General features: G+C 71.7%; 29 protein-coding genes. 16 read left to right on the forward strand and 13 right to left on the reverse strand.

From position 1 onward, the window contains the following. Window positions 1-2: 2 nt before the first annotated feature. The 5 genes from RMT89_RS11420 to RMT89_RS11440 form a co-directional block, all read right to left on the reverse strand. Complete coding sequence (locus tag RMT89_RS11420; RefSeq protein ID WP_315883702.1) at window positions 3-560, reverse strand: hypothetical protein; 558 nt, start codon at window positions 558-560, stop codon at window positions 3-5. A 38-nt stretch (window positions 561-598) separates the two neighbouring features. Then, the gene (locus tag RMT89_RS11425) at window positions 599-1,282 is read right to left on the reverse strand and encodes a hypothetical protein (RefSeq protein ID WP_007491712.1); all 684 of its coding nucleotides are present in this window, start codon (window positions 1,280-1,282) and stop codon (window positions 599-601) included. A 36-nt stretch (window positions 1,283-1,318) separates the two neighbouring features. Continuing rightward, window positions 1,319-2,101: a hypothetical protein gene (locus tag RMT89_RS11430; RefSeq protein ID WP_139063520.1), complete on the reverse strand. Its 783-nt coding sequence runs from the start codon at window positions 2,099-2,101 to the stop codon at window positions 1,319-1,321. Window positions 2,102-2,559: 458 nt separating this feature from the next. Next, entirely contained in the window at window positions 2,560-2,793 is a 234-nt protein-coding gene (locus RMT89_RS11435) for a hypothetical protein (RefSeq protein WP_315883703.1), read from the reverse strand. A 52-nt stretch (window positions 2,794-2,845) separates the two neighbouring features. Next, a complete protein-coding gene (locus RMT89_RS11440; RefSeq protein WP_043728172.1) occupies window positions 2,846-3,298 on the reverse strand; it encodes a heavy metal-responsive transcriptional regulator in 453 nt (150 codons plus the stop codon). A 117-nt stretch (window positions 3,299-3,415) separates the two neighbouring features. On the opposite strand from RMT89_RS11440, the gene RMT89_RS11445 reads away from it, so the two are divergent. From RMT89_RS11445 to RMT89_RS11475, 7 genes are all read left to right on the forward strand, one after another. Next, window positions 3,416-3,628 carry a heavy-metal-associated domain-containing protein gene (locus RMT89_RS11445; protein ID WP_007491717.1) on the forward strand — a complete coding sequence of 71 codons (213 nt, stop codon included), beginning with the start codon at window positions 3,416-3,418 and terminating at the stop codon, window positions 3,626-3,628. A gap of 343 nt (window positions 3,629-3,971) precedes the next feature. Continuing rightward, window positions 3,972-6,302, forward strand: a complete 2,331-nt coding sequence (locus tag RMT89_RS11450) for a cation-translocating P-type ATPase (RefSeq protein WP_007491719.1) — start codon at window positions 3,972-3,974, stop codon at window positions 6,300-6,302. Window positions 6,303-6,416: 114 nt separating this feature from the next. Next, window positions 6,417-6,971 (forward strand): hypothetical protein, encoded by a 555-nt coding sequence (locus RMT89_RS11455; RefSeq protein WP_007491721.1) that lies wholly within the window; start codon window positions 6,417-6,419, stop codon window positions 6,969-6,971. Between the two features lie 2 nt (window positions 6,972-6,973). After that, entirely contained in the window at window positions 6,974-7,360 is a 387-nt protein-coding gene (locus RMT89_RS11460) for a hypothetical protein (RefSeq protein ID WP_007491723.1), read from the forward strand. 16 nt (window positions 7,361-7,376) lie between these two features. Beyond that, window positions 7,377-8,297: an FAD:protein FMN transferase gene (locus RMT89_RS11465; protein ID WP_007491725.1), complete on the forward strand. Its 921-nt coding sequence runs from the start codon at window positions 7,377-7,379 to the stop codon at window positions 8,295-8,297. 398 nt (window positions 8,298-8,695) lie between these two features. Further along, a complete protein-coding gene (locus RMT89_RS11470) occupies window positions 8,696-9,796 on the forward strand; it encodes a PDR/VanB family oxidoreductase (RefSeq protein ID WP_399497988.1) in 1,101 nt (366 codons plus the stop codon). 385 nt (window positions 9,797-10,181) lie between these two features. Then, complete coding sequence (locus RMT89_RS11475; protein ID WP_244313285.1) at window positions 10,182-10,847, forward strand: SCO family protein; 666 nt, start codon at window positions 10,182-10,184, stop codon at window positions 10,845-10,847. Here RMT89_RS11475 and RMT89_RS11480 read toward each other — a convergent pair. Then, entirely contained in the window at window positions 10,795-11,406 is a 612-nt protein-coding gene (locus tag RMT89_RS11480) for a trans-aconitate 2-methyltransferase (protein WP_007491731.1), read from the reverse strand. The two genes, RMT89_RS11475 and RMT89_RS11480, sit on opposite strands and share 53 nt — an antisense overlap. A gap of 56 nt (window positions 11,407-11,462) precedes the next feature. On the opposite strand from RMT89_RS11480, the gene RMT89_RS11485 reads away from it, so the two are divergent. The 4 genes from RMT89_RS11485 to RMT89_RS11500 are packed head-to-tail and all read left to right on the forward strand — an operon-like array spanning window position 11,463 to window position 14,605. Further along, the gene (locus tag RMT89_RS11485) at window positions 11,463-11,864 is read left to right on the forward strand and encodes a helix-turn-helix transcriptional regulator (protein WP_050814997.1); all 402 of its coding nucleotides are present in this window, start codon (window positions 11,463-11,465) and stop codon (window positions 11,862-11,864) included. Beyond that, on the forward strand, window positions 11,857-13,821 hold the full coding sequence (locus RMT89_RS11490) for a cation-translocating P-type ATPase (RefSeq protein ID WP_007491733.1): 1,965 nt from the start codon (window positions 11,857-11,859) through the stop codon (window positions 13,819-13,821). The genes RMT89_RS11485 and RMT89_RS11490 overlap by 8 nt, the downstream gene beginning before the upstream one ends. Before the next feature lie 3 nt (window positions 13,822-13,824). Further along, window positions 13,825-14,322 carry a signal peptidase II gene (locus tag RMT89_RS11495; RefSeq protein ID WP_007491734.1) on the forward strand — a complete coding sequence of 166 codons (498 nt, stop codon included), beginning with the start codon at window positions 13,825-13,827 and terminating at the stop codon, window positions 14,320-14,322. A 16-nt stretch (window positions 14,323-14,338) separates the two neighbouring features. Then, window positions 14,339-14,605, forward strand: a complete 267-nt coding sequence (locus tag RMT89_RS11500) for a hypothetical protein (protein ID WP_007491735.1) — start codon at window positions 14,339-14,341, stop codon at window positions 14,603-14,605. A 172-nt stretch (window positions 14,606-14,777) separates the two neighbouring features. On the opposite strand, the gene RMT89_RS11505 is transcribed toward RMT89_RS11500, so the two are convergent. The 5 genes from RMT89_RS11505 to RMT89_RS11525 all read right to left on the reverse strand — a co-directional run bounded on the left by RMT89_RS11505 (window position 14,778) and on the right by RMT89_RS11525 (window position 20,236). Continuing rightward, window positions 14,778-16,220 (reverse strand): ATP-binding protein, encoded by a 1,443-nt coding sequence (locus tag RMT89_RS11505; protein ID WP_007491736.1) that lies wholly within the window; start codon window positions 16,218-16,220, stop codon window positions 14,778-14,780. Further along, window positions 16,201-16,911: a response regulator transcription factor gene (locus RMT89_RS11510; RefSeq protein ID WP_007491738.1), complete on the reverse strand. Its 711-nt coding sequence runs from the start codon at window positions 16,909-16,911 to the stop codon at window positions 16,201-16,203. Before RMT89_RS11510 ends, RMT89_RS11505 begins: the two co-directional genes overlap by 20 nt. A gap of 255 nt (window positions 16,912-17,166) precedes the next feature. After that, window positions 17,167-19,677, reverse strand: a complete 2,511-nt coding sequence (locus tag RMT89_RS11515; RefSeq protein ID WP_007491740.1) for a heavy metal translocating P-type ATPase — start codon at window positions 19,675-19,677, stop codon at window positions 17,167-17,169. Further along, on the reverse strand, window positions 19,674-19,901 hold the full coding sequence (locus RMT89_RS11520; RefSeq protein WP_315883704.1) for a heavy metal-associated domain-containing protein: 228 nt from the start codon (window positions 19,899-19,901) through the stop codon (window positions 19,674-19,676). The genes RMT89_RS11515 and RMT89_RS11520 overlap by 4 nt, the downstream gene beginning before the upstream one ends. Before the next feature lie 38 nt (window positions 19,902-19,939). Then, entirely contained in the window at window positions 19,940-20,236 is a 297-nt protein-coding gene (locus RMT89_RS11525) for a metal-sensitive transcriptional regulator (RefSeq protein ID WP_007491743.1), read from the reverse strand. 309 nt (window positions 20,237-20,545) lie between these two features. Here RMT89_RS11525 and RMT89_RS11530 point away from each other — a divergent pair, with 309 nt between their 5' ends. The 5 genes from RMT89_RS11530 (at window position 20,546) to RMT89_RS11550 (ending at window position 23,299) form a co-directional block, all read left to right on the forward strand. Beyond that, a complete protein-coding gene (locus tag RMT89_RS11530; protein ID WP_007491745.1) occupies window positions 20,546-20,935 on the forward strand; it encodes a hypothetical protein in 390 nt (129 codons plus the stop codon). 4 nt (window positions 20,936-20,939) lie between these two features. Continuing rightward, window positions 20,940-21,872 (forward strand): prolipoprotein diacylglyceryl transferase, encoded by a 933-nt coding sequence (gene lgt, locus RMT89_RS11535; RefSeq protein ID WP_007491748.1) that lies wholly within the window; start codon window positions 20,940-20,942, stop codon window positions 21,870-21,872. A 265-nt stretch (window positions 21,873-22,137) separates the two neighbouring features. Next, window positions 22,138-22,509 (forward strand): DUF2933 domain-containing protein, encoded by a 372-nt coding sequence (locus RMT89_RS11540; protein ID WP_007491752.1) that lies wholly within the window; start codon window positions 22,138-22,140, stop codon window positions 22,507-22,509. Window positions 22,510-22,616: 107 nt separating this feature from the next. Next, window positions 22,617-22,895 carry an isoprenylcysteine carboxylmethyltransferase family protein gene (locus RMT89_RS11545; protein WP_078508442.1) on the forward strand — a complete coding sequence of 93 codons (279 nt, stop codon included), beginning with the start codon at window positions 22,617-22,619 and terminating at the stop codon, window positions 22,893-22,895. Window positions 22,896-23,038: 143 nt separating this feature from the next. Then, window positions 23,039-23,299 (forward strand): hypothetical protein, encoded by a 261-nt coding sequence (locus RMT89_RS11550; RefSeq protein ID WP_007491756.1) that lies wholly within the window; start codon window positions 23,039-23,041, stop codon window positions 23,297-23,299. A gap of 112 nt (window positions 23,300-23,411) precedes the next feature. Here RMT89_RS11550 and RMT89_RS11555 read toward each other — a convergent pair whose 3' ends face one another. Beyond that, on the reverse strand, window positions 23,412-23,675 hold the full coding sequence (locus tag RMT89_RS11555) for a heavy-metal-associated domain-containing protein (RefSeq protein WP_007491758.1): 264 nt from the start codon (window positions 23,673-23,675) through the stop codon (window positions 23,412-23,414). Window positions 23,676-23,688: 13 nt separating this feature from the next. Further along, the gene (locus RMT89_RS11560; RefSeq protein ID WP_007491761.1) at window positions 23,689-24,819 is read right to left on the reverse strand and encodes a sulfite exporter TauE/SafE family protein; all 1,131 of its coding nucleotides are present in this window, start codon (window positions 24,817-24,819) and stop codon (window positions 23,689-23,691) included. Window positions 24,820-24,856 lie beyond the last annotated feature (37 nt).

Here is a 24,856-nt window from a genome sequence, read left to right on the forward strand (position 1 = left end):
GGTCACCGCCCCCGGCACGCCCAGATCACCACCGGAGCGCCGTCGGGGCCGTGAGTGAAAGCCCGGGCGTCGCCGCACGCGGCACAGCAGACAGCGAAGTACCGCGCAGGCGGCTCGCTGCCGACGCCCTCCGCCCACTGCACCGGTCCCGCGTCACCACACACTTCGCAGTGCCGAGGAACATGGCTCATCCACGGCAGGTCCTCCCACTCACCCCAGCTCACCGCCCGGCCCCGATGCTCCTGCGGCAGATGGACAGCAGCGGGGCGCCCAGGCAGCACCGGCTCGCTGCCGGGCAACGCCTCGGCCGCGGCAGGAGTCTGGGGCGGTTCGCCCCGGGCGACAGCGAGGCACGTACGGCAGGCTCGACGTTCATCGAAATCCCCGGCGTACGGTCGGACCACCGGGACGTCGTTCCCGTGGCCGCTGCACAGGAGTTGCACGCCGGCGGCCAGTCCAGCGGGCGGCACCTCCGTCGGCGCGATGCCGTGCAGCTCACCGGTCTTCGGCGCACGTACGACCACCACGGGCGACCGCAGACCGGCACCGGCCATGGTCACGGGTGGCGGCGTCTGGGTCCGAGCGAAAGGTCGGTGCATCACAGAGGGAGGCTGGCCACGATGCTCAGGTCCCGGCGCGTCTGGGTGTTCGTACTCGTCTTGGAGTACGTGTTCCACCCGGCGGAGGAGAGCGCGACGCGCACGCGCTCGAGGGCTTCGTTGCGGGCCTCGCGGACGCGGACGACGCGCGGACGCCGGAGCGCCCTCTCGTTGTCGCGGCCGTCGATGAACCAGGAGGCCTCGACGGTGCGCTCACCGTTGGGCGACAGGTACACACCCTGAGCGCCGTGCTCGCCGTAGAGGTTGCGCCAATCGTGCAGGAACACCGCGAGGGGAATGCTCGCCCGCCGCAGGGCCGACGATGCCGCCGTGACCGTCGGCTGATGGGCGAACTCGGGCAGGCACCCGACGAACCCCGCCCGCCGGTCGTCGTCCACGGAGGCCGGCTCGGTCCACAGCTGACCGGCCCGCCACGCGAGCGCGGTCAGGGTGGGGAGATGCGTAGTGGTGCTCGCCGCGGTGAGCGTCACGGCGAGGGCTTCCGGCGCGGCGAAAACCGCCGGGTGTCCATCGAGGCGGGTGAAGAGCGCGGCAGCGCGACGAACGAGGTCGGCCAGCGAGGCGCTGTTGCCGGTATGGACGATGCTGTCCATGCACTGGCGGAAGGCGTCGTAGTTCGCCGGGTCCGGGGCCGGGATGTTGCTCAGGTCTGCGGGCGCCATACGGGCTCCGATCGTAAGGGAGGAGATGAGTGCGGTTCAGTGCGTGTGGGTGAGGCGCACCACGTGTGCGGCCAGGGCGGTCACGACGGCGCCGTCGGCCGGGATGCCGACGTTGATGTGGGTGGTGGCGTCGTTGCGCCGGATCAGGGTGCGGCCGTCCTCCCGTCCGAGCTTGATCTCTGGGACGCCGGGAAGGTGCTCGGGCAGGTCGGGCGCCGGCAGGGACGCGGGCGATGCGTCGGCGTCGGCGAGGTCGGCCGCGAGGTGCTGGAGGTCGCCGTCGCTGTGGGCACAGCCGTTGTGGCAGGTCAGCAGGGCAAGCCGCCGGGCCCCGTCGCTGGAGCAGAGAGCGTGACGGGTGTGCGTCTTGTACCTCTTGGTTCGGACGACCGCGGCGTCGGCGGCCGGGTTGTCTCGTACGAGCCAGGCCGCCTCGCCCTCGGCGTCCACGAAGTGCCAGGAGATACGGACCGACATGGTGTTGCGCAGCTTCCACCAGCTCTCCACGACCCCCGTGTCCTGCCCCTGCAAGGTGAACAAGTGCAAGAGGCTGCGGCCGGCGGCCGGATCGGCCCACATCGCGTCATCCGACAGCGGCAGCGGCCGCGCCCGGGCGAGGAGCAGCGGCGTGTTACCAGGCCAGTCGACGCCGTCACGCTCCATGTGCCGAAGCTGAACGGGGCAGCTCTTGCAGCGGCCGGCGTTGCTGCATCGGTCGTAGCCGCCCCACTGCTGGCGTCCTGTACGCGACTCGAACAGGTAGGAGAAGGCCAGGGGGAGGAGTCCGCACTGGGGGCGGTCCTCCATATGAGCGTTCACGGTCAGTCTGCTCCAGCCCTTTCCATCCGGGCCGGCCGGGTACTTGGGCTCTTCCAGGAAAAGAGGCAGGTTCGCTCCTCGTGATGGGGTGATGGGGCGTGCCCGGGGTGCATCTCCGGCGCGCGCGGCCTGGGGGCCGGGGCATAAGGGCGGTTCGTTCAGGAGGCCGCTGCGAGGACGACTACGTCCTGCGGGGCGACTCCGTGGAACAGGGCGACGGCGTTCTGCGCGGGCCTTGCGGAAAATCACGAAGGCACAGGTCAGGGGCTTGCCCCAGTCGACCTCGGGAACGCCCCTCCTCGGTTTTGGGAACGTATGGGGTGTCTTTGCAGGTCAGGTAGGTCGCCTGGAGTGACCCGCTTGCCGACAGCCAGCTGCGTCTGCTCGAATCGGATCTCCCCTGTGGCGTGAGGGCATCTCGGATTGTCCCGTCCCGTCCTGTACGAGCCGCGGTGCCGTCAGCTGAGGTGAATGTGTGCTTGGGCGTCCCGGGCGTCGGCGTGGAGGCGCCCCCGGTCGGGGGCGGAGGATGCGTGGGCACGGGCCCGGGCCTCGACGCTGGTCGCGCCTGCCTCCACCTCGCGCATGATGCGGCCGACTTGTTGGATGGCCTTGCCCTTGAACCGGAACGGGCTGGGTACGGCCGCCCCAGGCGGTGACGGTGCGGCGCCCGGGGAGGGTCGGCTGGGCAAGATCCCGGCTTGCCTGCGGGGCACCCCGGATTTCGGCTCCCGAAGACAGCGGTCAGCCGGCGGGGGTCGGGACAGCTGTCCCCTTGCGGTCGTCACGGATTCCGGATGGTTCGGATTCGAGGATCCAGCAGACGCTTGCGCCGTCGTGGTCGGTGGGCTGGCCCTGCTCGGCGTGGGAGAGCAGGGATTGGAGGTGGGCTTCGAGGGTGACGAGTTCGGCGATCTGGGCACGTACGTTGTCCAGCCGCTCGCCCAGCAGTCGGCTGACGTGGCCGCAGGGGCTCTCGCCGCGGTCGTGCACGGTCAGGATCTGCCGTACTTCCTGCAGGGACATTCCCGCGGCCTGGCAGCGGCGGATGAAGCGGAGCCGGTCGGCGGTCTCGGGGGCGTAGTCGCGGTGGCCGCCGGGGGTGCGGGTGGGGGGAGGCACGAGGCCGGTGTCCTCGTAGAAGCGGATGGTTTTGGTGCTCATTCCTGTGAGCTTGGCCACTTCGCCGATTCTCATCGCGCCCTCCACTTGAACTTCCAGTGCGGTGGAAGTGTAACGCTGTGCGTGTTCCAGGAGCCCCTGGTACCCGCGACCGCCGATCCAGGCGGTCGTATCTGTAGCGAGGAGCGTTACATGAGCGAGACCACGTACACGGTCACCGGCATGACCTGCAGCCACTGCGCCGATGCGATCACCAAGGAACTCGGCGACGTTCCCGGTGTGAGCAAGGTCGAGGTCGATGTCGAGACCGGCCGTGTCACGGTGGCCAGTGACAGCCCGTTGGCGACGGAGGACGTGCGGGCCGCCATTGTCGAGGCTGGCGAGTACGAACTCGTCACCTCCTGACGCTCGTCCAGGGAGCCCCGGCGTCGTCGGCGGCCCGGTCCGGCCGACGGCTCCGAGATCGCGACGCTCCCCAATGGTGCCGCGTGTGCCGCGAACGCGTGATCCGCGGCGTCGGACCTCGGTCGCCGTGAGTACGGAATGCCTGATGTGGCACCAGCCGTACGGCGCCGGGTCTCGCGGCTCCGCTCCTCCTTCTTTTTGAGGGCCGGGAGTTCGCCGACACCCGCGGTCCGGCGGGTCCTGACTCGGCCGGCTCCGCCGGACCGCCGGTGTGTGCCGGCGGCTGAACCGTCCCCGATCCGACCTGTCCCCGGTCCAGGCACAGAAGGACAAGCAGCCTCACATGACGACCACCGAAGCAGACACGACCGGCCGCCTGCCCACGGTCGGACCGCCGGGTCAGGCCGAGCCGGAGAACACGGTCGATCTGTCCATTACCGGGATGACCTGTGCCTCGTGTGCGGCGCGGATCGAGCGGAAGCTGAACAAGGTGCCCGGCGTGAGTGCGTCGGTGAACTTCGCGACCGCCAACGCCCGGGTCTCCTACCCGGATGAGCTGACGCCGCAGAAGCTCGTCGAGGTGGTGAAGGCGACCGGGTACGGGGCGAGCCTTCCCGCGCCCCCGTCCACGGCGGCCGAGAGCGGGGGTTCGGCCGATGGCGGTGCCGGGCCTGTCGGCGAGGAGGAGCGGCATGTGCGGGCGCTGCGGGACCGGCTGCTGGTCTCGGCGGTGCTGACGGTGCCGGTGGTGGTGCTGTCGATGGTGCCGGCCACGCAGTTCCGGTTCTGGCAGTGGCTGGCGTTCGCGCTGGCGTCCCCGGTGGCGCTGTGGGGGGCGTGGCCGTTCCATCGCGCCGCGCTGCTGAACCTGCGTCACAGGGCGGCGACCATGGACACCCTCGTGTCGGTCGGCGTGCTGGCGGCCTGGGTCTGGAGCATCTACGCGCTGTTCCTCGGCGGTGCGGGGGAGCCGGGGCTGCGGATGGAGTTCTCGCTGCTGCCCAACACCGGGCACGCGGGGATGGCCGAGGTGTACCTGGAGGTGGCCGCGGCGCTGACCGCGTTCATCCTGGCCGGGCGCTACTTCGAGGCGCGTGCCCGGCGGCGGGCCGGGGAGGCGATCCGGGCGCTGATGGACCTGGGCGCCAAGGACGTCACCGTGCTGCGCGACGGCCGCGAGGTCCGGGTGCCGATCGACCAGCTGGCGGTCGGCGACGAGTTCGTGGTGCGGCCCGGGGAGAAGATCGCCACCGACGGTGTGGTGACCGAGGGAACCTCGGCGGTGGACGAGTCGCTGCTGACGGGTGAGTCGCTGCCGGTGGAGGTCGGCCCCGGTGACGCGGTCACCGGAGCGACGGTCAACGCCGGAGGCCGGCTCGTCGTGCGGGCCTCCCGGGTGGGCTCGGACACCAAGCTGGCGCAGATCGCCCGGCTGGTGGAGGAGGCCCAGACCGGCAAGGCCGAGGTGCAGCGGCTGGCCGACCGGATTTCGGCGATATTCGTCCCCGTCGTCATCCTGCTGGCCGTAGAGACCATGGTCGCCTGGCTGATCCTGGGCTACCCCGCCCAGACCGCGCTGACCGCGGCGGTGGCGGTGCTCATCATCGCCTGCCCGTGCTCGCTGGGGCTCGCCACGCCGACCGCGCTGATGGTGGGCACCGGCCGCGGCGCCCAGCTCGGACTGCTGATCCGGGGGCCTGAGGTGCTTGAGTCCACCCGGCGCATCGACACGATCGTGCTGGACAAGACCGGCACCGTCACCGAGGGGCGGATGCGGCTGGCGGATGTGGTTCTCGCCGACGGCGAGGACCGCAAGGAGGTCCTGCGGCTGGCGGGCGCGCTGGAGCATGCCAGCGAGCACCCGATCGCCAGGGCGATCGCCGACGCGTCCGCCGAAGAGCACGGCCCTCTCGCTCTTGTCGCGGACTTCGCGAACCATGCCGGTCGCGGTGTGGTCGGCACAGTCGAGGGACGCGAGGTGATCGCGGGCCGGGCGAGCTGGCTGTCCGAGCGCGGTCTGGAGATCCCGTCCGCGATGGTCCGGGCCCAGCAGAAGGCCGAGCGCACCGGGTGCACCGTGGTCTTCGCCGCCTGGGAGGAGAAGGTGCGGGCTGCCCTGGTGGTCGCCGACACCGTCAAGGCAACCAGCGCCGAGGCCATCGCCCAGTTCAAGGCGCTCGGACTGACCCCGGTGCTGCTGACCGGTGACAACACCGCCGCGGCCCAGCACGTCGCCGCCGAGGTCGGCATCGAGCAGGTCATCGCCGAGGTCCACCCCGAGGACAAGGTCGCCGAGATCAAGCGGCTCCAGGGCGAGGGCAAGGTCGTCGCGATGGTCGGCGACGGCGTCAACGACGCGGCCGCACTGGCCCAGGCCGACCTGGGACTTGCGATGGGCACCGGGACCGACGCGGCGATCGCCGCTGCCGATCTCACTCTGGTCAAGGGCGACCTGCGCGGCGCGGCCGACGCGATACGCCTCGCCCGCAAGACCCTGTCCACGATCAAGGGCAACCTGTTCTGGGCCTTCGTCTACAACGTCGCCGCCCTGCCGCTGGCCGCGTTCGGCCTGCTCAACCCGCTCATCGCCGGCGCCGCGATGGCCTCCTCCTCGGTGTTCGTCGTCAGCAACAGCCTGCGGCTGCGCCGCTTCCAGCCGACGAACCGCAATTGAGCCCCGCTCAGCCGACGCGGCGGTGCCTCCGGCGCGCTGCCGGGCCCCTGGGCCCAGACCTGACCTGACCACCCGTTCAACACCCGCTACTGGACCAGAGATAAGGACGAAACCATGGCTGCAGGACAGATCGGGCACCGTACCGCCCTCGCCATCGCCGCCGCGGTCGTGACCGTCGGCGTCACCGTCGCCGTCGCCACCGCGGCGGCCGCCGGCGGAGGCCCCTCCGACGACTCCAGCACGAGCCCCACGGCGTCCGCGAGCCCTTCCATGTCGATGGCTCCCGGATCCTCGATGCCGTCGGCCTCCCCCACGCCGTCGCCCACGGACCCCGGCACTGCCGGCCCGGCCCCCAGCGTCGCCCCGTCCAACCCCGGCATGGGCGACATGAGCATGGAGGAGATGCGGATGCGGATGCAGCTCGAAGCCATGCGCATGGGCATGGAGATGGGCATGGACAAGGGCATGGAGGCGGGGATGGAGATGGGGTCGGGGATGTCCGGCTCCATGAACGACTCCGGCACCCCCGCTCCCTCCACCACCCCCTCGCCCGGCGCCACGCCCCAGAACGGCATGAACGGGATGAACGGCAGTGGCATGAGCGGCGGCAGCTCCGGCGGTATGGGCATGGGCGACATGGGCATGGGCATGGGCATGGGCGGGATGTAACGGTGGCCGACCCGAACAACGCCGCCGACGAACAGGATCGCCGTCTGGCCGTGCGGGTGGGCGTGGCCACGGCCAGCCTGGCCGGCGCCACACTGCTCACCGGCGTACTGGTGGGCGCCGCCCAGCCGTCGACGGCCGAGGCGGTGCCCGCGGCGGCCGTCGCCGCCTCCTCCGCCCCTGCTGCCGCGACTCCCGCACCCGAGCAGGCGACTCCGTCCGCCCCGGTGACGCGGAGCAGCGGCAGCGGCTGTGGCTCCGGCGGGCAGACCTCACCGCCGGCGGCGGCCCCCGCACCGTCCCAGGGCCGGCAGGGCCAGGCGACGCCGTCGGCCGCGATGCCTTCCGCGCCCATGCCGTCCCCGCCGATGACGACCAGCCGTGGCAGCTGAGGCGCGGTTTCCCGTGATGGGGTCCGCCGGCCACCTCCTGGTGGCCGGCGGCTGTGAACCGGAGCTTCTCGCCCGAGCCCGCTCCCAGCTGGAAGAGCTGGAGTCGCTGTGGTCCCGCTTCCGCGCCGACAGCGAACTGTGCCGCCTCAACGCCTCGCCCGACCGCTGGGTCAAGCTCTCGGAGCCGACCGTCGCCCTCGTACGCCAGACCGTACGGGCATGGGAGGTGACCGGCGGCCTGTTCGACCCCACCGTCCTGCCCGCGCTGGAAGCCGCCGGCTACACCCACACCTTCCCGACGCTGCCACGCGAGCCGGCGCCCGGCGTCACACCCGCCCCAGCCCCCGGTTGCGCGGGCATCGAGATCGACGATGACCGGGTGCGCCTGCCCCCTGGCGTACGGCTCGATCTCGGCGGCATCGGCAAGGGATACGCGGCCGATCTCGTCGCCCAGGCGCTGCTGGCCTCCGGGGCCGAGGGGGCCTGCGTCAACCTCGGCGGGGACGTACGGGTCGTGGGCTCGGCTCCCGGCGCCCAGGCGTGGTCCGTCGCGGTAGAGGACGAGGCCAACCCTGGTATGGACATGGCGTGGCTGGCCCTGGCAGACGGCGCGGTCGCCACCTCAACCCGGCTGCGCCGCCGGTGGCAGCGGCAGGGACAGCAGCTCCACCACCTCATCGACCCGGCCAGCGGCGCACCGGCCACCAACGAGGTGGCCACCGTCACCGTGGTGGCAGGCCAGACGCACTGGGCGGAGGTTTTGGCCAAAGCGGCCCTGATCGCCGGACTGTCTGCAGGGACAGCCTTGCTGGAGAGTCACGGCGTCGCCGGCCTCCTCGTGACCGAAGACGGCACGGTGCACCGCGCCGGGCCCTGGGAAAGGTACGTGACGTGGACCCCCAACTGTGGTGGCACCTCGCCCGCGCCGGCGGGCTGATGTCCTGGTGGCTGCTGTCGGCCACCGCCGTATGGGGGCTGCTGATGTCCACCCGCGTGCTGGGCCCTCGCACGGTCCCCGCACGCCTGTACGACCTGCACCGCTTCCTGTCCGGACTGTCCCTGGTCTTCCTGACGGTGCATCTGGTGGGGCTGGTCGCCGACTCCTGGGTGGACATCGGCCTGCTGCAGCTACTGATCCCCTTCACCTCCGACTACCGGCCCGCGGCGGTGGCCTGGGGCGTCATCGCCCTGTACCTCCTGGCCGCCATCCAGACCACCTCCCTGCTCAAGCACCGCATCCCGCACCGGTGGTGGCGCTACGTCCACACCGGCACCTTCGCCCTGTTCGTGCTGACCACCGTGCACGCCCTCACCGCCGGCACCGACAGCACAGCGGTGTCGTGGACCGGTCTCGTCCTGGGCGCGGCGGTCGGCTTCCTGTCCCTCTACCGGCTGCTGGCCGGACGCCGCAGCGCCGGCAGCGACACCCCCGCACCCGCAGCTACGGCCGTAGAACCGCCCGTACACCGCGACCCGCCCGGATCCCGGCCCGTGGTCGTGACGGACACCCGGCGCGCCGCCGACGGCGTCGTGACCCTCGACCTCGCTGCCCCGGACGGCACACCGCTGCCCGCGTGGCAGCCCGGCGCTCATGTCGACCTCGTCCTGCCGTCCGGGAGGATCCGCCAGTACTCGCTGTGCGGCGACCCCGCCGACCGGACCACCTACCGCATCGGCGTCCTGCACCAGCCCGACGGGCGCGGCGGCTCGGCGGAGGCCCACGCGCTGGAGGAGGACCAGCCACTCGCCATCAAGGGACCCCGCAACAGGTTCCCGCTGGTCCTGGCCGACCACTACCTGTTCATCGCCGGCGGCATCGGCATCACCCCCATCCTGCCCATGATCCGCGCGGTAGCAGCGGCAGGGCGGGAATGGCACCTGCTCTACGGCGGCCGCTCCCGCGCCACCATGGCCTTCACCGACGAACTGACCGCCCTCGGCGGCGACCGCGTCCGCCTGGTGCCCCAGGACACCGACGGCCTGCCCGACCTCACCACCGCGCTGGCCGGCACCCCACCGGGAGCCGCCGTCTATGCCTGCGGACCCGAACCCCTCATCAGCGCCGCCGAGAAGACCGTGGCCGCGGGCTTCCCCGACAGGCACCTGCACATCGAACGCTTCGCCGCCCCCGGAGCCAGTTCACAGGCGACCGGTTCCCCAGCCCCGGCCCGGCCGTTCCACGTCGAGCTGCGCCGCACGGGGCGCACGCTTCCGGTCCCGGCCGAGCGCACCCTGCTGGACGTGATCCGCCAGGCCGTCCCCGACGCCCCTTCCTCCTGCGAGGAGGGCTTCTGCGGCAGCTGCGAACTGCGTGTCCTGGCCGGCACCCCCGACCACCGCGACACCGTACTGCCGCCAGGCGAGCGGGACCGCCGCGACGTCGTCTACCCCTGCGTCTCGCGCTCCCGCAGCCCCCGGCTGGTCGTGGACCTGTGACCGGCTCCGCCCCCTCCGCCCAGCCGAGAGGCCCTCCGCGCGAACCGACGCGGACGCCGCCCCTCGCCGACACCGAGCTGCGAACTCGCCGCCGGGCGTCGGTCGGTGACCGAATCAGACGGCGGGCAAGGGCCCGCCACCGGCACGTCAGTTCCCTTTCACCGAACCGGAAGCAAAGCCACGCACGGAGAAGGATGTCTCACATGAGCAAGGTCAGTTGACTACGACAGAGGCTGGGGCACCGCTCTCGCCGGGGGCGACCCGGGCGCACCGGCCCCGAGCAGCCCCTCCACGAGTTCGTCGCCCGCCCCGTCCACGAACCCTGACAGCGGCGCAGGCGGCCCGCCGACGCCCGGTGCCCTGCGGTAGGCGAGCGCACTGAGCCGTGGTGCACCCAAGCCGGGCCGAAGGCCCGCCCGGGGGCACGCAGCTGTCGAACCCGTTCCCCAAGCCCGACCTGGTGCTGACCGACACCAGCGGCCAGAGCTTCGACCTGCGCAAGCAGACCGCCGGGAAGGCCACGCTGGTCTTCTTCGGCTATACCAACTGCCCCGACGTGTGCCCCACCACCATGGGCGACATCTCCACAGCCCTGGCCAAGCAGCCCCAGGACGTACGGGACGACACCACAGTCGTGTTCGTCACCACCGACCGCGAGCGGGACACCCCCGAGGACACCGGCCGCTGGCTGCGCGCGTTCGGCCCCCAGTTCACCGGCCTGTCCGGAGACCTGGAGAAGGTGAAGAAGGCCGCCCTCGGCCTGGGCACCTCCGTCGAAGACCCCAAGGGCCACGCCGACGGCACCGTCGCCACCTCCCCACGGCACCCAGGTCGCCGCGTTCTGGCCCATCCACGACAAGGCCCACGTCCTCTACAGCGGCACCACCGTCGAGGACTTCACCCACGATCTGCCGCTCCTGGCCAAAGCTACCGCCGAGTAGCCGACGCAGGGGGTCTCGCTCTCGGCGCCCCGTCCGGGAAACCGCTGCGCTGCGCTGTCAGCGGCTGCGGACAGCGGCGCCGAGGAGGTAGTCGCCCCGGATGCGGGTGAGGCTGCCGCGCACAGCCAGGCCGTGGCGGGGCAGCTCGGCGAGGAACTGCTCGGCGGTGAACCGGTCTTCGGTGGGGTGGTCGAACAGCAGCCGGTAGGAGGGCCGGGCCAGGGCGTGCGCGGTGACCTCTTCGAACACGAACAGCCCGCCCGGCTTGAGGGCGCGGGCGGTCTCGGTGAGGGCGGAGCGCCAGTCGGGGATGTGGTGGATGATCGCGAAGTCGAAGACCGCTTCGTAGGAGCTGTCCGCGGCGCCGAAGGCCGTACGCAGGTCGGTGGCGTCCCCGACCGCCAGGCGCACCCGGTGCATTTCGCGGGCGAGGCGGCGCCGGGCCTTGGTGATCATGTAGGGGTCGAGGTCGACGGCGTCGACGTGCGCGGCGCGGAAGCGGTCCAGGATCAGCTTGGTGCCGTAGCCGGGTCCGCAGCCGAGTTCGGCCGCCTTCGCCCCGGGCGGCAGCGGGCCGCCGGCCAGCTTCAGCAGGGTCGGCACCTCGTAGAGACGTTGCAGCGCCCGCCTTGCCGGGTTGTTGATCGCGGCCTTCTCGATCCGGTTCATCAGCACGTCCGGGTCCCCCTCGCCAATGCATCGCCACGGGCAGCTATCATCGTCGCATGACGATGAATAGCACAGGAGTGGCCCCGGCGGCCACCATGACGACATGCGGGGCGCCGTCGGCGGCCGTGGCCCTGTTCCGTTCCCTGGGTGAGCCGGCCCGCCTGGCGATCCTGCTGCGCCTGGCCGAAAGCGAGGCTCGGGTGGTCGACCTGGTCAAGGCACTGGGCCTGGCCCAGTCCACGATCTCGGCACACCTGGCGTGCCTGCGTGACTGCGCCCTGGTCGACTCCCGGGCCGAAGGCCGCTCGTCGTTCTACTTCCTGGCCCGCCCGGAGTTGCTGGACCTGCTGGCTTCGGCCGAGGATCTGCTGGCCGCCACGGGCGAGGCCGTGGATCTGTGCCCCACCTACGGCCGCACCTTGGTGGCTGCTCAGCGCAAGGAGAAGACCCATGGGTGACGCGTGCGGATGCGGCGGCGACGAACCGCGCACCAGTGACGACGCCGAGGAGTCGGCACCGGAAAAGATCTGGCAGGTCAGCGAGCTGCAGTGGGCGGCGGTCGCTGGCGTGTTCCTGCTGGTTGGCTTCGTCACCGGCCTGGCCGACGGCCCGGACACGGTCGAACTCGTCCTGAACGCGATCGCCCTGGCCGCGGGCGCCTGGACGTTCGTGCCCGGCACCCTGCGCCGCCTGGCCAAGGGCAAGATCGGCGTCGGCACGCTGATGACCATCGCCGCCGTCGGAGCCGTCGTCCTGGGCCAGGTCGAGGAAGCGGCCATGCTGGCCTTCCTCTACTCCATCAGCGAGGGTCTGGAGGAGTACTCCCTGGCCCGCACCCGCCGCGGCCTGCGCGCCCTGCTGGACCTGGTGCCCAGCGAGGCCACCGTGCTGCGCGAGGGGGCCCAGGTCACCGTCGACCCGGCCACCTTGAAGATCGGCGATGTGCTCCTGGTCAAGCCCGGTGAGCGCGTGGCCACCGACGGCACCATCCGCTCCGGCCGCAGCGCACTCGACGTCTCCGCGCTGACCGGCGAGTCCGTCCCCGTCGAGGCGGGCGAGGGCGGCGCGGTGTACGCGGGGTCGATCAACGGCACCGGCGTGCTGGAGGTCGAGGTCACCGCCGCCGCCGCGGACAACTCCCTGGCCCGCATCGTGAAGATCGTCGAGGCCGAGCAGTCCCGCAAGGGCCAGGCCCAGCGCCTCGCCGACAAGATCGCCAAACCGCTGGTGCCCGGCATCATGATCCTCGCCGCGATCATCGCCGTCACCGGCAGCATCCTCGGCGACCCGCAGACCTGGATCGAACGGGCCCTGGTCGTCCTGGTCGCCGCCTCCCCGTGCGCGCTCGCGATCTCCGTCCCGGTCACCGTGGTCGCCTCCATCGGCGCCGCCAGCCGCCTGGGCGTCCTCGTCAAGGGCGGCGCCGCCCTCGAAGCTCTCGGCCGCATCCGCGCCGTCGCGCTCGACAAGACCGGCACCCTGACCCGCAACGAGCCCACCGTCATCCGCACCGTCTCCGCCGACGGCCGCAGCGAGAAGCGGGTCCTTGAGATCGCTGCCGCGCTGGAGGCCCGCAGCGAACACCCCCTGGCCCGCGCGATCCTGGCCGCCGCCCCCGAACACCCGCAGGCGGACGGGGTGGAGGCGGTCACCGGCGCCGGACTGACCGGCACCGTCGACGGCCGCCCCGCCCGCCTGGGACGGCCTGGCTGGATCGAGCCCGGCAGCTTCGATGAGGACGTCACCGCCCTGCAGAACATGGGCGCCACCGCCGTCCTCGTCGAGTACGACGGACACCTCATCGGTGCCATCGGCGTACGCGACGAACTGCGCCCGGAGGCCGCCGAGGTCGTCGCCCGCCTCCACGGCTCCGGCTACACCGTGGCCATGCTCACCGGCGACAACCAGCGCACCGCCACCGCCCTGGCAGCCCAGGCCGGCATCACCGAGGTCCACGCCGACCTGCGCCCCGAGGACAAGGCCACCCTCATCCGTGCCCTGCGTGAGCAGCGCCCAGTCGCCATGGTCGGCGACGGCATCAACGACGCCCCCGCCCTGGCCAGCGCCGACACCGGCATCGCCATGGGCGCCATGGGCACCGACGTCGCCATCGAAACCGCGGACATCGCACTGATGGGCGAGGACCTGCGCCACCTGCCCCAGGCCCTCGACCACGCCCGCCGCTCCCGCGCGATCATGCTGCAGAACGTCGGCATGTCCCTCGGCCTGATCACCCTGCTCATCCCGCTGTCCGCCTTCGGCGTCATGGGCCTGGCCGCCGTCGTCGCCGTCCACGAGCTCTTCGAGATCGTCGTCATCGGCAACGGCGTCCGCGCCGGACGCACCCGCCCCCTTCCCCCCGCACCAGTACCCGTCGCGGCAGAGCAGCCCGTCCCGGCGACGGCAGGAGTCTGAACCATGCCCGAGCACACCCCCCGCGGGTCCTCGGCAGCCAGGCGGCGCACGGCCCTCGCGGCCGGCGCCGCCGCCCTGGCCGGACTCGACCTCGCCCTGAAAACCTGGGCCAAGGACAGCCTCGCCGACGCGCCGATCGGTCCCGGCTTCGCCCAACTGCGCCTGGCCTACAACCCCGGCGTCGCCTTCTCCATGGGCGACACCCTGCCCTCCTGGGTGGTGATCGCCCTCACCGCCCTGATCACCGCCGGTGTGGGCGTGTTCGCCTGGCGCACGGCCCCGACGTCGAAGGCCACCGCCGCGGCGCTCGCCGCCATCCTCGCCGGCGCCGCTGCCAACCTGATCGACCGCACGGCCGACGGAGTCGTCACCGACTACCTGCACACCGGCTGGTGGCCCACCTTCAACCTCGCCGACGCCTTCATCGTCTGCGGAGGAATCGCCGTCGCCGCCCTGTCCTGGCGCCGCACCGACCACGAACCCGACAACGCCCCCGCCTGACCAGCCAAAGGAGGAGGTGAGCGTGATGGCCGTCCTCGCCCTCGCCCTGTACGCGGCGTTCCTGCTCATCGCCGGTGGGATGCGGGCCTTCATCCAGTACCGGCGCACCGGGGACTTCGGCGCCCGCCACGGCCGTCCCGGCACGGCCCAGTGGTGGGGCAGCATCGCCCCCGGCCTGAGCAGCCTCCTCACCGGCATCAGCCCCGGCCGCCGAGCTCACCGACCTGATGCACCCTCTACCGCCCAGCTGGCGATGGGCTCCTCCTGGCGCATCGGTATGTAGAAACTCCATAACGCTGCTGCAAGCGGCGGGACTCTGCAACTCGGTATCACCCAGCCCCGGCCGCGCCGAGGAAGGAGGCGGCTGTTCGAGCGCCTGCCGAAGTATCGCCGAGCGGGACCGGATGCGGCTGTACTTGTACGTTTCGGGCGCGGGGACCCGGTCCGCGGGCCCGTCAGCCCCCGCCGTCGTGGGCGGCTGCGCGTTGCGGCCCTCTTCCGCCTGTCGCCTTTGGCCGGCGTCCGAGGGCGGGCAGGCGGGTGGTGAAGGTGGTGCCGCGGCCGACTTCGCTGTCGGCGGTGAGGGTGCCGCCGTGGGCGGCGGCGAGTTCGGCGGCGACGGCGAGGCCGATGCCGGAGCCGTCGGCGCGGGCATCCCGGCTGCGGAAGAAGCGGTCGAAGACGCGGGGAAGGTCCTCGGCGGGGATGCCGGGGCCGGTGTCGGCCACGCGCAGCTCGGCCCAGCCGTCCTCCTGGCGCAGGGTGACGGTGACGGTGCCCCCGCCGGGGACGAACTTCAGGGCGTTGGTGAGCTGGTTGGTGACGATCTGCCGCAGCCGTACCTCGTCCCCGTCGACGCGGACGTCGTCCAGGTCGGTGCGGAGGGTGAGCCCGGCTTCGGTGAACCGGCCGGCCAGACTGGCGGTCGCGTCGCGGACGAGGGCGATCAGTGACAGGGATGTGCGTTCGAGGGTGAAGGCGGCGGCGTCGGCGGAGGCCAGGGTCTCCAGGTCGGCGATGAGGCGGCCCAGCCGGAGAGTCTCGTCGTGCAGGGAGTCGATCACCTTCGGAGTGGCATCGCGGACGCCGTCCTGGACCGCTTCGAGTTCGCTGCGCAGTATGGCCAAAGGAGTACGCAGTTCGTGGGCGACGTCGGCGGCGAAAGCGCGCCGCAGCTCGTCCTCCCTCTCTACCCGGTCGGCCATGGTGTTGAAGGCGGTGGCCAGTTGGCCGATCTCGTTGCTGGGCACGGTGGCGGCGCGCCGGTCGCGTTGCCCGGCTGCGAGGTCGTCGGCGGCGCGGGTGAGTTCGGCGATGGGTGCGGTGGCCCGGCGGGCGGTGTAGACGCCGACGACGAGGGCGACCAGGGCCGCGCCGAGGGCTCCGGCGGCGAGGAGGCGGTTGACGGATGCCTGGAAGTCCCTGTCCACGGCCGGGACCACACCCTGGGGAACGCGGACTTGGAGGGTGGCGACCCGCTGTCCGTCCACGGTGATCGGCAGGCTGCGCGGCGCGCCGAGGTCGCCGGTGCCCATCATCTCCCGGTGCATGGCCAGCGTGGCGGCGGTCACGTCGGCGTCGGCCAACGACCACACCTTCCGGCCCGCCGGGTCGAGCAGTTCGGCCTCCGAACCGGTCATGGTGACGGTCGGCGCGAGCTCGTTGAGCGCCTGGGCATTCCACGCGCCGTCGCGGGCGTAGTCCGCGGCGAACAGGGCGACCAGCTGCTGCTGGCTGGTGCGCTGCTGCTCGCTCAGGTAGTTCTCGAAGCGGTCGGTGAAGGCGGTGTTGACGAGCACGGCGGTCAGTACGGCCGTGCCGATGCCGAGCGCGGCGAAGGCCAGGGCCAGGCGGCGGGCGAACCGGCCGCGCAGCAGTTCACGCATCGCGGTCCACATCACGATCCACTCCGAGTTTGTAGCCGACCCCGGTCACGGTGACGATCACCGTGGAGGGCGGGGCGTCGCCGAGTTTGCGGCGCAGGTTCTTCACGTGCACGTCGATGGTCCGCTCGTACGCCTCGAACGTGTGGCCCTGGACGCGGCCCACCAACTCCATACGGGTCCAGGCCCGGCCGGGCCTGGAGGCGAGCGCGGCCAGCAGGTCGAACTCCATGCGGGTCAGCTCCACCGGCCGGCCGTCCGAGCGCACTTCGCGGCGCTCGGTGTCTATCCGCAGCCGCCCCTTGCCGTAGGAGTCCGGCGCCACCGTTTCGGTGCTCGAGCCGCGCGCGCGGCGCAGCACCGCCTCGATACGGGCGACCAGCTCGCGCGGGCTGAACGGCTTGACGACGTAGTCGTCGGCGCCCAGCCGCAGCCCCATCACCCGGTCGTTCTCGCTCGCCTTGGCGGTGAGCATCACGATGGGCACGTCGCTGGTCTTGCGCAGCAGCCGGGCCACCTCCTCGCCGGGCAGGCCGGGCAGCCCCAGGTCGAGGACGACCAGGTCGGGGTGGGAGGCGGCGGCCAGATCGAGGGCGCCGCGGCCGTCGCCCGCCTCCAGCACCGAGTAGCCGTCACGCTCCAGGTAGTCACGCAGCAGCCCGCGCAGCTTCACCTCGTCGTCGACGACCAGCACCGTCGCACTCACCGGTTTACCTTCCTTCTCATCAACAGTACGGGGCTCGTCCGCAGCCAGGACGCCGGCCGTACCGGATACGACGAGAGCCACGGCCTGCCGAGGCCCGCCTCGGCAGGCCGTACACCACCCGGCTGGTATGCCCGGGTGCCCTCGCCCGGCCGGCGCGGGTCATGACGCGGCGCCCCCGACAGAGACCTTGGCTTCCGGCACCGGCCGGGGCCGCATGAAGCAGTCGCGGGCGCCCGTTCCTTCGTACGGGTTCCATCATGCGGCCACGGTGGCCCTGACCGCGGTGTCCACCGGCGATGCCGGGGAGCCGGGCAGCGGTCGCGGGGTGAAGCGGCGCAGCCGGTTGGCGTTGCCCACCACCGACAGCGAGGACAGCGCCATCGCCGCGGCGGCGACGATCGGGCTGAGCAGCCAGCCGGTGACCGGGTAGAGCACGCCGGCCGCGAGCGGGATGCCCGCCGTGTTGTAGACGAACGCCAGGAACAGGTTCTGGCGGATGTTGCGCATGGTGGCCCGGCTCAGCGTCACTGCGGTGACCACGCCGCCCAGAGAGCCGGAGATCAGGGTGATGTCGGCAGCCTCGATGGCGACGTCGGTGCCTGTGCCGATCGCGAAGCCGACATCGGCCTGGGCCAGGGCTGGGGCGTCGTTGATGCCGTCGCCCACCATGCCGGCCCGTAGGCCCTCGTCCTGCAGGCGGCGGATCTCGTCCGCCTTGTGCTCGGGCAGCACCTCCGCCAGCACCTTCTCGATGCCCACCTGGGCCGCGATGGCCTCGGCGGTCCGCGCGTTGTCCCCGGTGATCATCACGATCTTCAGGCCGAGCTGCTTCAGCGCGGCGACGGCGGCGGCCGAGTCCTCCTTGACCGTGTCGGCGACCGCGACCAGCCCCAACAGCCGATCGTCGACGGCTGCGTACATCGCCGTCCTGCCCTGGGCGGACAGCTGGTCGGCCTCCGGCGCGAGGGACGCCGGGTCGATGCCGTGCTCGGCCAGCAGCGCGGCCTTGCCCACCAGGACCCGGCGGCCGTCGACGGTGGCGGTGATGCCATGGCCGGTGACCGAGTCGAACTCACTCACCTCGGCGAGCATGATGCCGCGTTCGGCTGCGCCGGAGACGATCGCCTGGCCCAGGGGATGTTCGGAGGAGTGCTCGGCGGAGGCCACCAGGCGCAGCAGCTCGTCCTCGGTGAAGCCGTCCGCGGGCACGAGGTCGGTCAGCTCGGGCCGTCCCCGGGTGACGGTGCCGGTCTTGTCCAGCACGACCACGTCGAGGCGCTGCGCGGTCTCCAGCGCCTCGGCCGAGCGGATCAGGATGCCGGCCTGGGCGCCCTTGCCGGTGCCCACCATCACGGACAGGGGAGTGGCCAGGCCCAGGGCGCACGGGCACGCGATGATCAGTACGGCCACGGCGGCCACCAGCCCCAGCGTCAGCGCCGGGTCCGGGCCGACGAGGAACCACACGGCGAACGCGGTGATCGCGATGAACATCACCGCGGGCACGAAGTAGCTCGCGACGAGGTCGGCGATGCGCTGGATGGGCGCCCGGGATGCCTGTGCCTGCTGCACCAGCTTGACGATCTGGGCGAGCATGGTGTCCGCGCCGACCTTGGTCGCCGTAAACCGGAAGGCGCCGGTCTGGTTGATGGTGGCGCCCACGACCTCGTCGCCCACCGTCTTGGTCACCGGGATCGACTCGCCGGTGACCATGGACTCGTCCAGCGTGGAGCGGCCGTCGACGATGACGCCGTCCACGGGGACCTTCTCACCTGGCCGCACGACCACGACGTCCCCGGCGGCGACCTGCTCGACGGGCACCTCCACCTCCGTACCGTCGCGCACCACGCGGGCGGTCCGGGCCTGCAGGTTCAGCAGCTCGCGGATGGCCTGCCCGGTGCCCGCCTTGGCCTTTGCCTCGAACAGGCGGCCCAGCAGGATGAGGGTGAGAATGACGCCCACCGCCTCGTAGTACACCTCGCGCACCCCCTCCGGCAGCAGCCCGGGCGCCACGGTGACCAGCAGGCTGTAGCCGTACGCCGCCGAAGTGCCCAGCGTGATCAGCGCGTTCATCTCCGCGCCGCGGTGGCGCAGGGCGAGCCAGCCGGTACGGTGGATCGGCCACCCCGTGTAGAACATCACCGGCGTGATCAGCGCGAACTGGAACCACCGGTTGAGCAGCAGGCCCGGCACGTCCACACCGAACACCTCGTGCAGCATCACGGCCGCCACGACCGGTAGGGACAGCAGCGCGCCGAAGAGGACCCGTCGCGACAGATCGGCGATCTCCTCGCGCCGCGCGGCCGCTTCGGCGTCTTCACGCTCCGGGCCGCTCTGCTCGGGGGCCTGCTCAGTCTCGACGGTCGGCACGGCGGATGCCGCGCTCTCGCCGTCACCGGGCTCGACCAGCAGCGTACCGTGCACCATGTTCATCCCGCACGCGAAGCCGAACCGGCCCGCCCGGTCGGGGGTGAACTCCACCGCGGTCGTCTCGTACGCCGGAAGCGAGGCGGCGAGCGCGAAGTCCGGGAAGACCACACGGGACGTGCAGTCCCCACCCTCCTGCCGGTCGAACACCAGCCGCACCGGCACCCCTTGGCGGACCTGGATCAGATCCGGGGCGTAGCCGCCCTTCACCGTGATGCCGATCTCCTGGACGCCGCCCACGAGTTCGGCCTGACGGGACTTCTTGGGGCCGAAGAAGTACCAGGCCAGGAACGCGATCAGCGCGACCGCTCCGGCCAGCACCCCGATGTCCGCCGCATTCATGACGTACTCCCTTCCGTGGACGGGTTCCTGTACGGGCCGATGCGGTAGCCGGCGCCGCGTATCGCCGCCTCGATCCCGGACGGTTCGGCCGGGGCGTCGTACCGGACGGCGACGGCACGGGCGCGGCTGCTGACGTCGGCGACCGTCACGCCCGGCAGGGCGGCGACGACACCCTCGATGGCTACCTGGCACTGTCCGCAGGCTCGTATGAGCGCTTTGAGCATGGCGACCTCCTATGTCTCTCGGGGGCTTTCCGCATGGGTCAGCGGTGCCGGAACAGCACCTTCATCAACTCGTCGTGGATGAGCGGGTCGTCGTCCTTGATGGCGTCGGTGACGCACCGCTCCAGGTAGTTGCGCAGCACCGTGCGGGACACCCCGTCCAGGGCCTTCTGCACGGACGCGATCTGGTCGAGCACGTCCACGCAGTACCGGCCCTCCCGGATCATCCGGGTCACGCCCTGCACCTGCCCGCCGATCTTGGCCAGGCGCACCAGCGCATCGTCGGCGGCCTCCGGAGCGATGAACTGCCGCTGCTGCCCGGTCTCGGATTCGGTCATCACGCGCCTCCTTCACGACCGAAGCTACTCCTACCCCCTAGGGGTAGCAAACCGATCCATTAGTGATTTTCAGGCAACCGTGAGCAGTGGGAGTCAGTCCTGCCCTGCCACCCGAGGGCTGAATTCCCACACCACAGGCCCGGGAGGCGGATGGCGGCGCCCGTACGGACAGAGACGCGACAGGCCCTCGGGACCGCCCCTGACCCCGGCAGGCAACAGCGCCCGCACACGGCCGCTTCATCGGCCCTTCACACCCCGCGCCTAATTTCGGCTTCGTACCGCAAAAGCCACAGGTGAGGAGCACTGATCATGATCAGGCACAGGACCATCGCGGTGGCCGCGGCCACCGCCCTGCTCGGCGGCCTCGGCGCGTACGGAGCCGCCACCGCGTTCGCCGCGACCTCGGACACGACGCCCGAGCCGACCCCCTCGGCGACATCGTCCCCGAGCGCCGGCGGCAAGAGCACCGAAGCCATGATCCAGCGCTGCCTCAAGGACATGCCCGCCAACGAGCGCGGTGCGGCGGAGAAGCAGATGCGCAAGATGACGTCCGAGCACTCCATGATGGACGGCGGCTCCGGCATGTCGATGAACGGCATGATGGGCTCCGGCTCCGGCACCTCGATGAACGGCATGATGGGCAGCGGCTCCGGTGAGTCGATGTCCGGCATGATGGGCGGCGCCGAGGGCGGGTCCTGACCCGATGGAGCTCGCCTTCCTCCCGAGTCCGCCCAGCCCGTACCTGACGGTCGGCCCGCTCATGCTCCACGGGTACGCGCTCATGGTGGTCCTCGGCGTCATCACCGCGATCGCCATCGGCCGGCACCGCTGGAACGCCCGGGGCGGCGACGCGGGCGCCGTCCTCGACATCGCCATGGTCGCGGTGCCGTTCGGCATCCTCGGCGGCCGCCTCTACCACGTGATCACCAGCTGGCAGCTGTACTTCGGCCAAGGCCGCAACCCGGTCGAGGCGCTGTACGTGTGGCAGGGCGGCCTCGGCATCTGGGGCGCGATCGCCGGCGGCGCCCTCGGCGCCTGGATCGCAACCCGGCGTCGTGGCATCGCCTTCACCGCCTTCGCCGACGCCCTCGCACCGGCCGTCCTGGTCGGCCAGGCGATCGGCCGGATCGGCTGCTGGTTCAACCAGGAGCTGTACGGCAGGCCCACCACCCTGCCCTGGGGACTGGAGATCGACCCGGCCAACCGCCCCGCCGCCACCCCGGACGCCGCCACCTACCACCCCACGTTCGCCTACGAGGCCGCCTGGAACCTGGGCGCCGCCGCCCTCGTGATCTGGGCCGAGCGACGCTTCCGCCTCGACCGGGGCCGCGTCCTCGCCCTGTACGTCGCCGCCTACACGGCGGGCCGCGGCTGGATCGAGATGCTGCGCGTCGACCCCGCCAACCACCTGGGCCTGCGGCTGAACGTGTGGACCAGCCTGCTGCTGTTCCTCGCCGCCGTCGCCTTCCTCGTCGTACGCCGTCGGCCCGCCCCGACCGCACCCGCCCCGACGGTAAGCACCGAAGCCACGCCTCCTGCTGAGGAGCAGGCCGCGCCCGCACCGGTGCCGTCGGACACGGACACGGACACCGCGCCCGCCCGGAAACGGACGGCCCTCCCGGGGAGAGCGCCATGACCGGCCGCCGGCCGTGCCTCCGTATCGGCTCCCGGACGGGGCTCACGCTGCTGCCCTTCGACCCGCACCGCATCGGCAGGCCGCCGGTCTGATCCTGGCCTTCGTCGGGCTGAGCCACCGGAAGCAGTCCGCGGCCGACCCGACGCACATGGCCCGACCATCGTGTGCTCATCGTCCCTTCACAGCACATGCCTAACTTCTTTCGTACAGCCCCGGTCCGGCCCACCGCGCCGGGCACACCGCACAAGCCCCTGGAGTGATCCCCATGATGTGCCTGAACAAGAAGGTCCTCATCGGTGCCGGTGTCGTCGCCGGCGGCTTGTTCCTGGTCAAACCCGCGTGGGCGGTGGCCGCCCTGCCGCTGCTGATCCTGGCGCTCTGCCCGCTCAGCATGATCTTCATGATGCGCGGCATGGGCAGCCAGAGCGGCAAGGGCGGCAAGGGCGCCGCGTGCGGCACGTCCGGGGCGACCGCCAAGTCCACGACGGCCACGACGGCGACGGGGACCGATCTCGACAAGCAGATCGCCGACCTCCAGGAGGAGGTGCGCATCCTCCGCGCCGCGAACACTCAACAGCAGGCGTCCGCGCCCAGGGTGGACTTCAGCAAGCCGGACGAGCCCGGTCCGCGCCCCTGACGGCGCGGGCCCGCTCCCGGAACACGGGGGCATCCCGACGTGCGTCCGCCAGCCCCTGTCTGTGCAGTCGTCCGCGACCTGCTCCCGGAGTACGCCCTGGGCCTGCTCTGGCATGCTCGGGCCCCTACCGGCGCATCCGACACCCGCAGTACACCGGGTTCCCGGCCATCATGACCGGGTTCCTCCTGATGTGGCCCACTCTGCCTACACTGGTGATGTTCCCGGTACTGGTCTGGGTCTACCGGCGCCTCGCCCTGCGTGAGGAAGCCGAGGTCGCCGCCTGTTTCGGCACCGCTTGGGAGCGTTATGCGGCCCGCACACCCCGCTTCCTGCCGTCCCGGCGACGCCGGAAGACAGTAGGCGCGCACCGTGCCGCCTGCAGGTGACACGGTCCGCCCTCACGCGGAGGACACCCGCACCGCGGCAGACCTGACGGCCCGGTCCCGGACCAGGGGCCGGTTCCCCGGGCTGTCGGGTCTGCCGTCCCTTCCGGCCGACGGGTCTGCCGTCCCTTCCGAAGGAGCCGACGATGCCCCAGTATCTTCCGCTCATCCTGTTGCTGCTGGCCTGCCCCGTGGGGATGGCCCTGATGATGTGGTATATGGGGCGGTACCAGCGTAAGAACGTGCGACAGGCCCAGCCCCGGCCTCGGCCCACCGTCCCCACCGGCCACGACACCAACGCAGTCGAGGTCACCCACCTGCAGGCAGAGATCGACCAGCTCAAGGCCGCCCAACGGGACTCGGCCGGCAGGCCGGCGTCTCCGGGAGACCGCCCGCCCCAGGCCTGACCTGGCATCCGGCACGGCACGGCTGTGCGGCGCGCCGAATCGCCGATGCGGCCCGGGCGAGCCGCTTGCCGACGTGGCCGCCCCGCAGAGCTGCGGGGCGGCCACAGCCGCGTCAGCCGGCGGGCCGGGCCGTGTAGTCACCGGCCCGCCGGACGGCCGCGACGAGTTCGGAGGTGTCCACCTCCGTGCCCTCCGCCAGAGTGACGGTGGTGAGTCCGGCGCGGAAGTTGGTGCTGGCGTAGCGGACTCCGGGGACGTCCTCCAGCTCGTCGTCGATGGACAGGCCACAGCTGGTGCAGTGCATGCCCTCGATGTGGAGGATCATCTGCTGGCCGGTCTCGGTCTCCGTCTCGGCCTTGCGGCTGAAAAGCTTCATGTAAGGGCGCTTTCTACTTGAAGTCGATGGTGCCGGTGTTCATGCCCACGGAGCAGGTGAAGCGGAGCGTGCCAGGCTTGCGGGTGCCGAGGTCGACCTCGGTGTCACCGTTGCGCTTGACGATCTCCTGGACGCCGAGGGCGGGGATGGTGAAGGCCTGGGCGCAGCCGCTGGAGTCCTTGCCGTGCAGCACCAGCGTGGTGGGCACGCCCGCCTTCGCCGTGAACTGCGTGGGGCTGTAGGAGTCCGTCACCGTCAAGGTGATGATCTGCTTGCCGGCGCCGTCCATGCGTACCGGCGCGTCGGCTGCCGACTTCCCCGACCCTTCCGTCATGTTCATGCCGGAAGAGGCGGCCGTGGTGGTCGTATTCTGCCGGGTGAAGGTGGCCCAGCCGCCGGCCTGCAGTGCGGAGACGACCGTCCAGGCGGCGACGCCGAGCACGACCACGCCCGTCAGGATCGCGAGTCGGCCGGACAGGGCCCGGCTGGTGCGGCGGAACAGGTAGCCGAGGACGGCGAACAGCGGGGCGGTGCCGATGACGAACCCGGCCATCACCGCCGCCCCGGCGACGGGGGACCCGGAGGTGACCGCGATCAGTTCCACCGAAAGGGTGACCCCGCACGGCACCAGTACGGTGGCGAAGCCGATCAGGGCCGGGGTGAGGGCCGAGTCGGTCCTGGCGCTGCGGCGCAGCAGCCGGCCGAAGGAGGCCGGGGGCCGGGGCACCAGCCGCGCCACGGCCTTGACGCCGAACAGGTCGAGTGCGAAGAGCAGCATGAGGACCGCGGCGGCCAGCAGCATGACCGCCCGGGCGCGGGGGCTGGGCTGCAGCGCGTCACCGAAGACGCCCAGCAGGGCGCCCAGCAGGGTGTGGGAGAGCAGCTTTCCGGCGAGGAAAGCCCCGACGGGAACCAGCGGCTTGGGCTCCGCCGGCGCGGTGTGCGCCCGGCCGCCGGGGTGCTGTACCGCCGCGTCGGGTGCGCGGCGAAGGGGGACGGGTGAGGCGGGTTCCGGGGTGGTGGCGGGGCTGCGGCGGGTCACCGCGCCGGCCAGCAGGCCCCCTTGGACGGCGGCGCAGGAAGCACCGCCGGCGAGCAGGCCGGTGGAGACACCGGTGACGAGCAACGCGACAGACGACGGCATGCGTCGACACTCCTGAAGAGATACGACGGCACGCGCA

Source organism: Streptomyces sp. P17, from assembly GCF_032436805.1.
Lineage (GTDB): Bacteria > Actinomycetota > Actinomycetes > Streptomycetales > Streptomycetaceae > Streptomyces.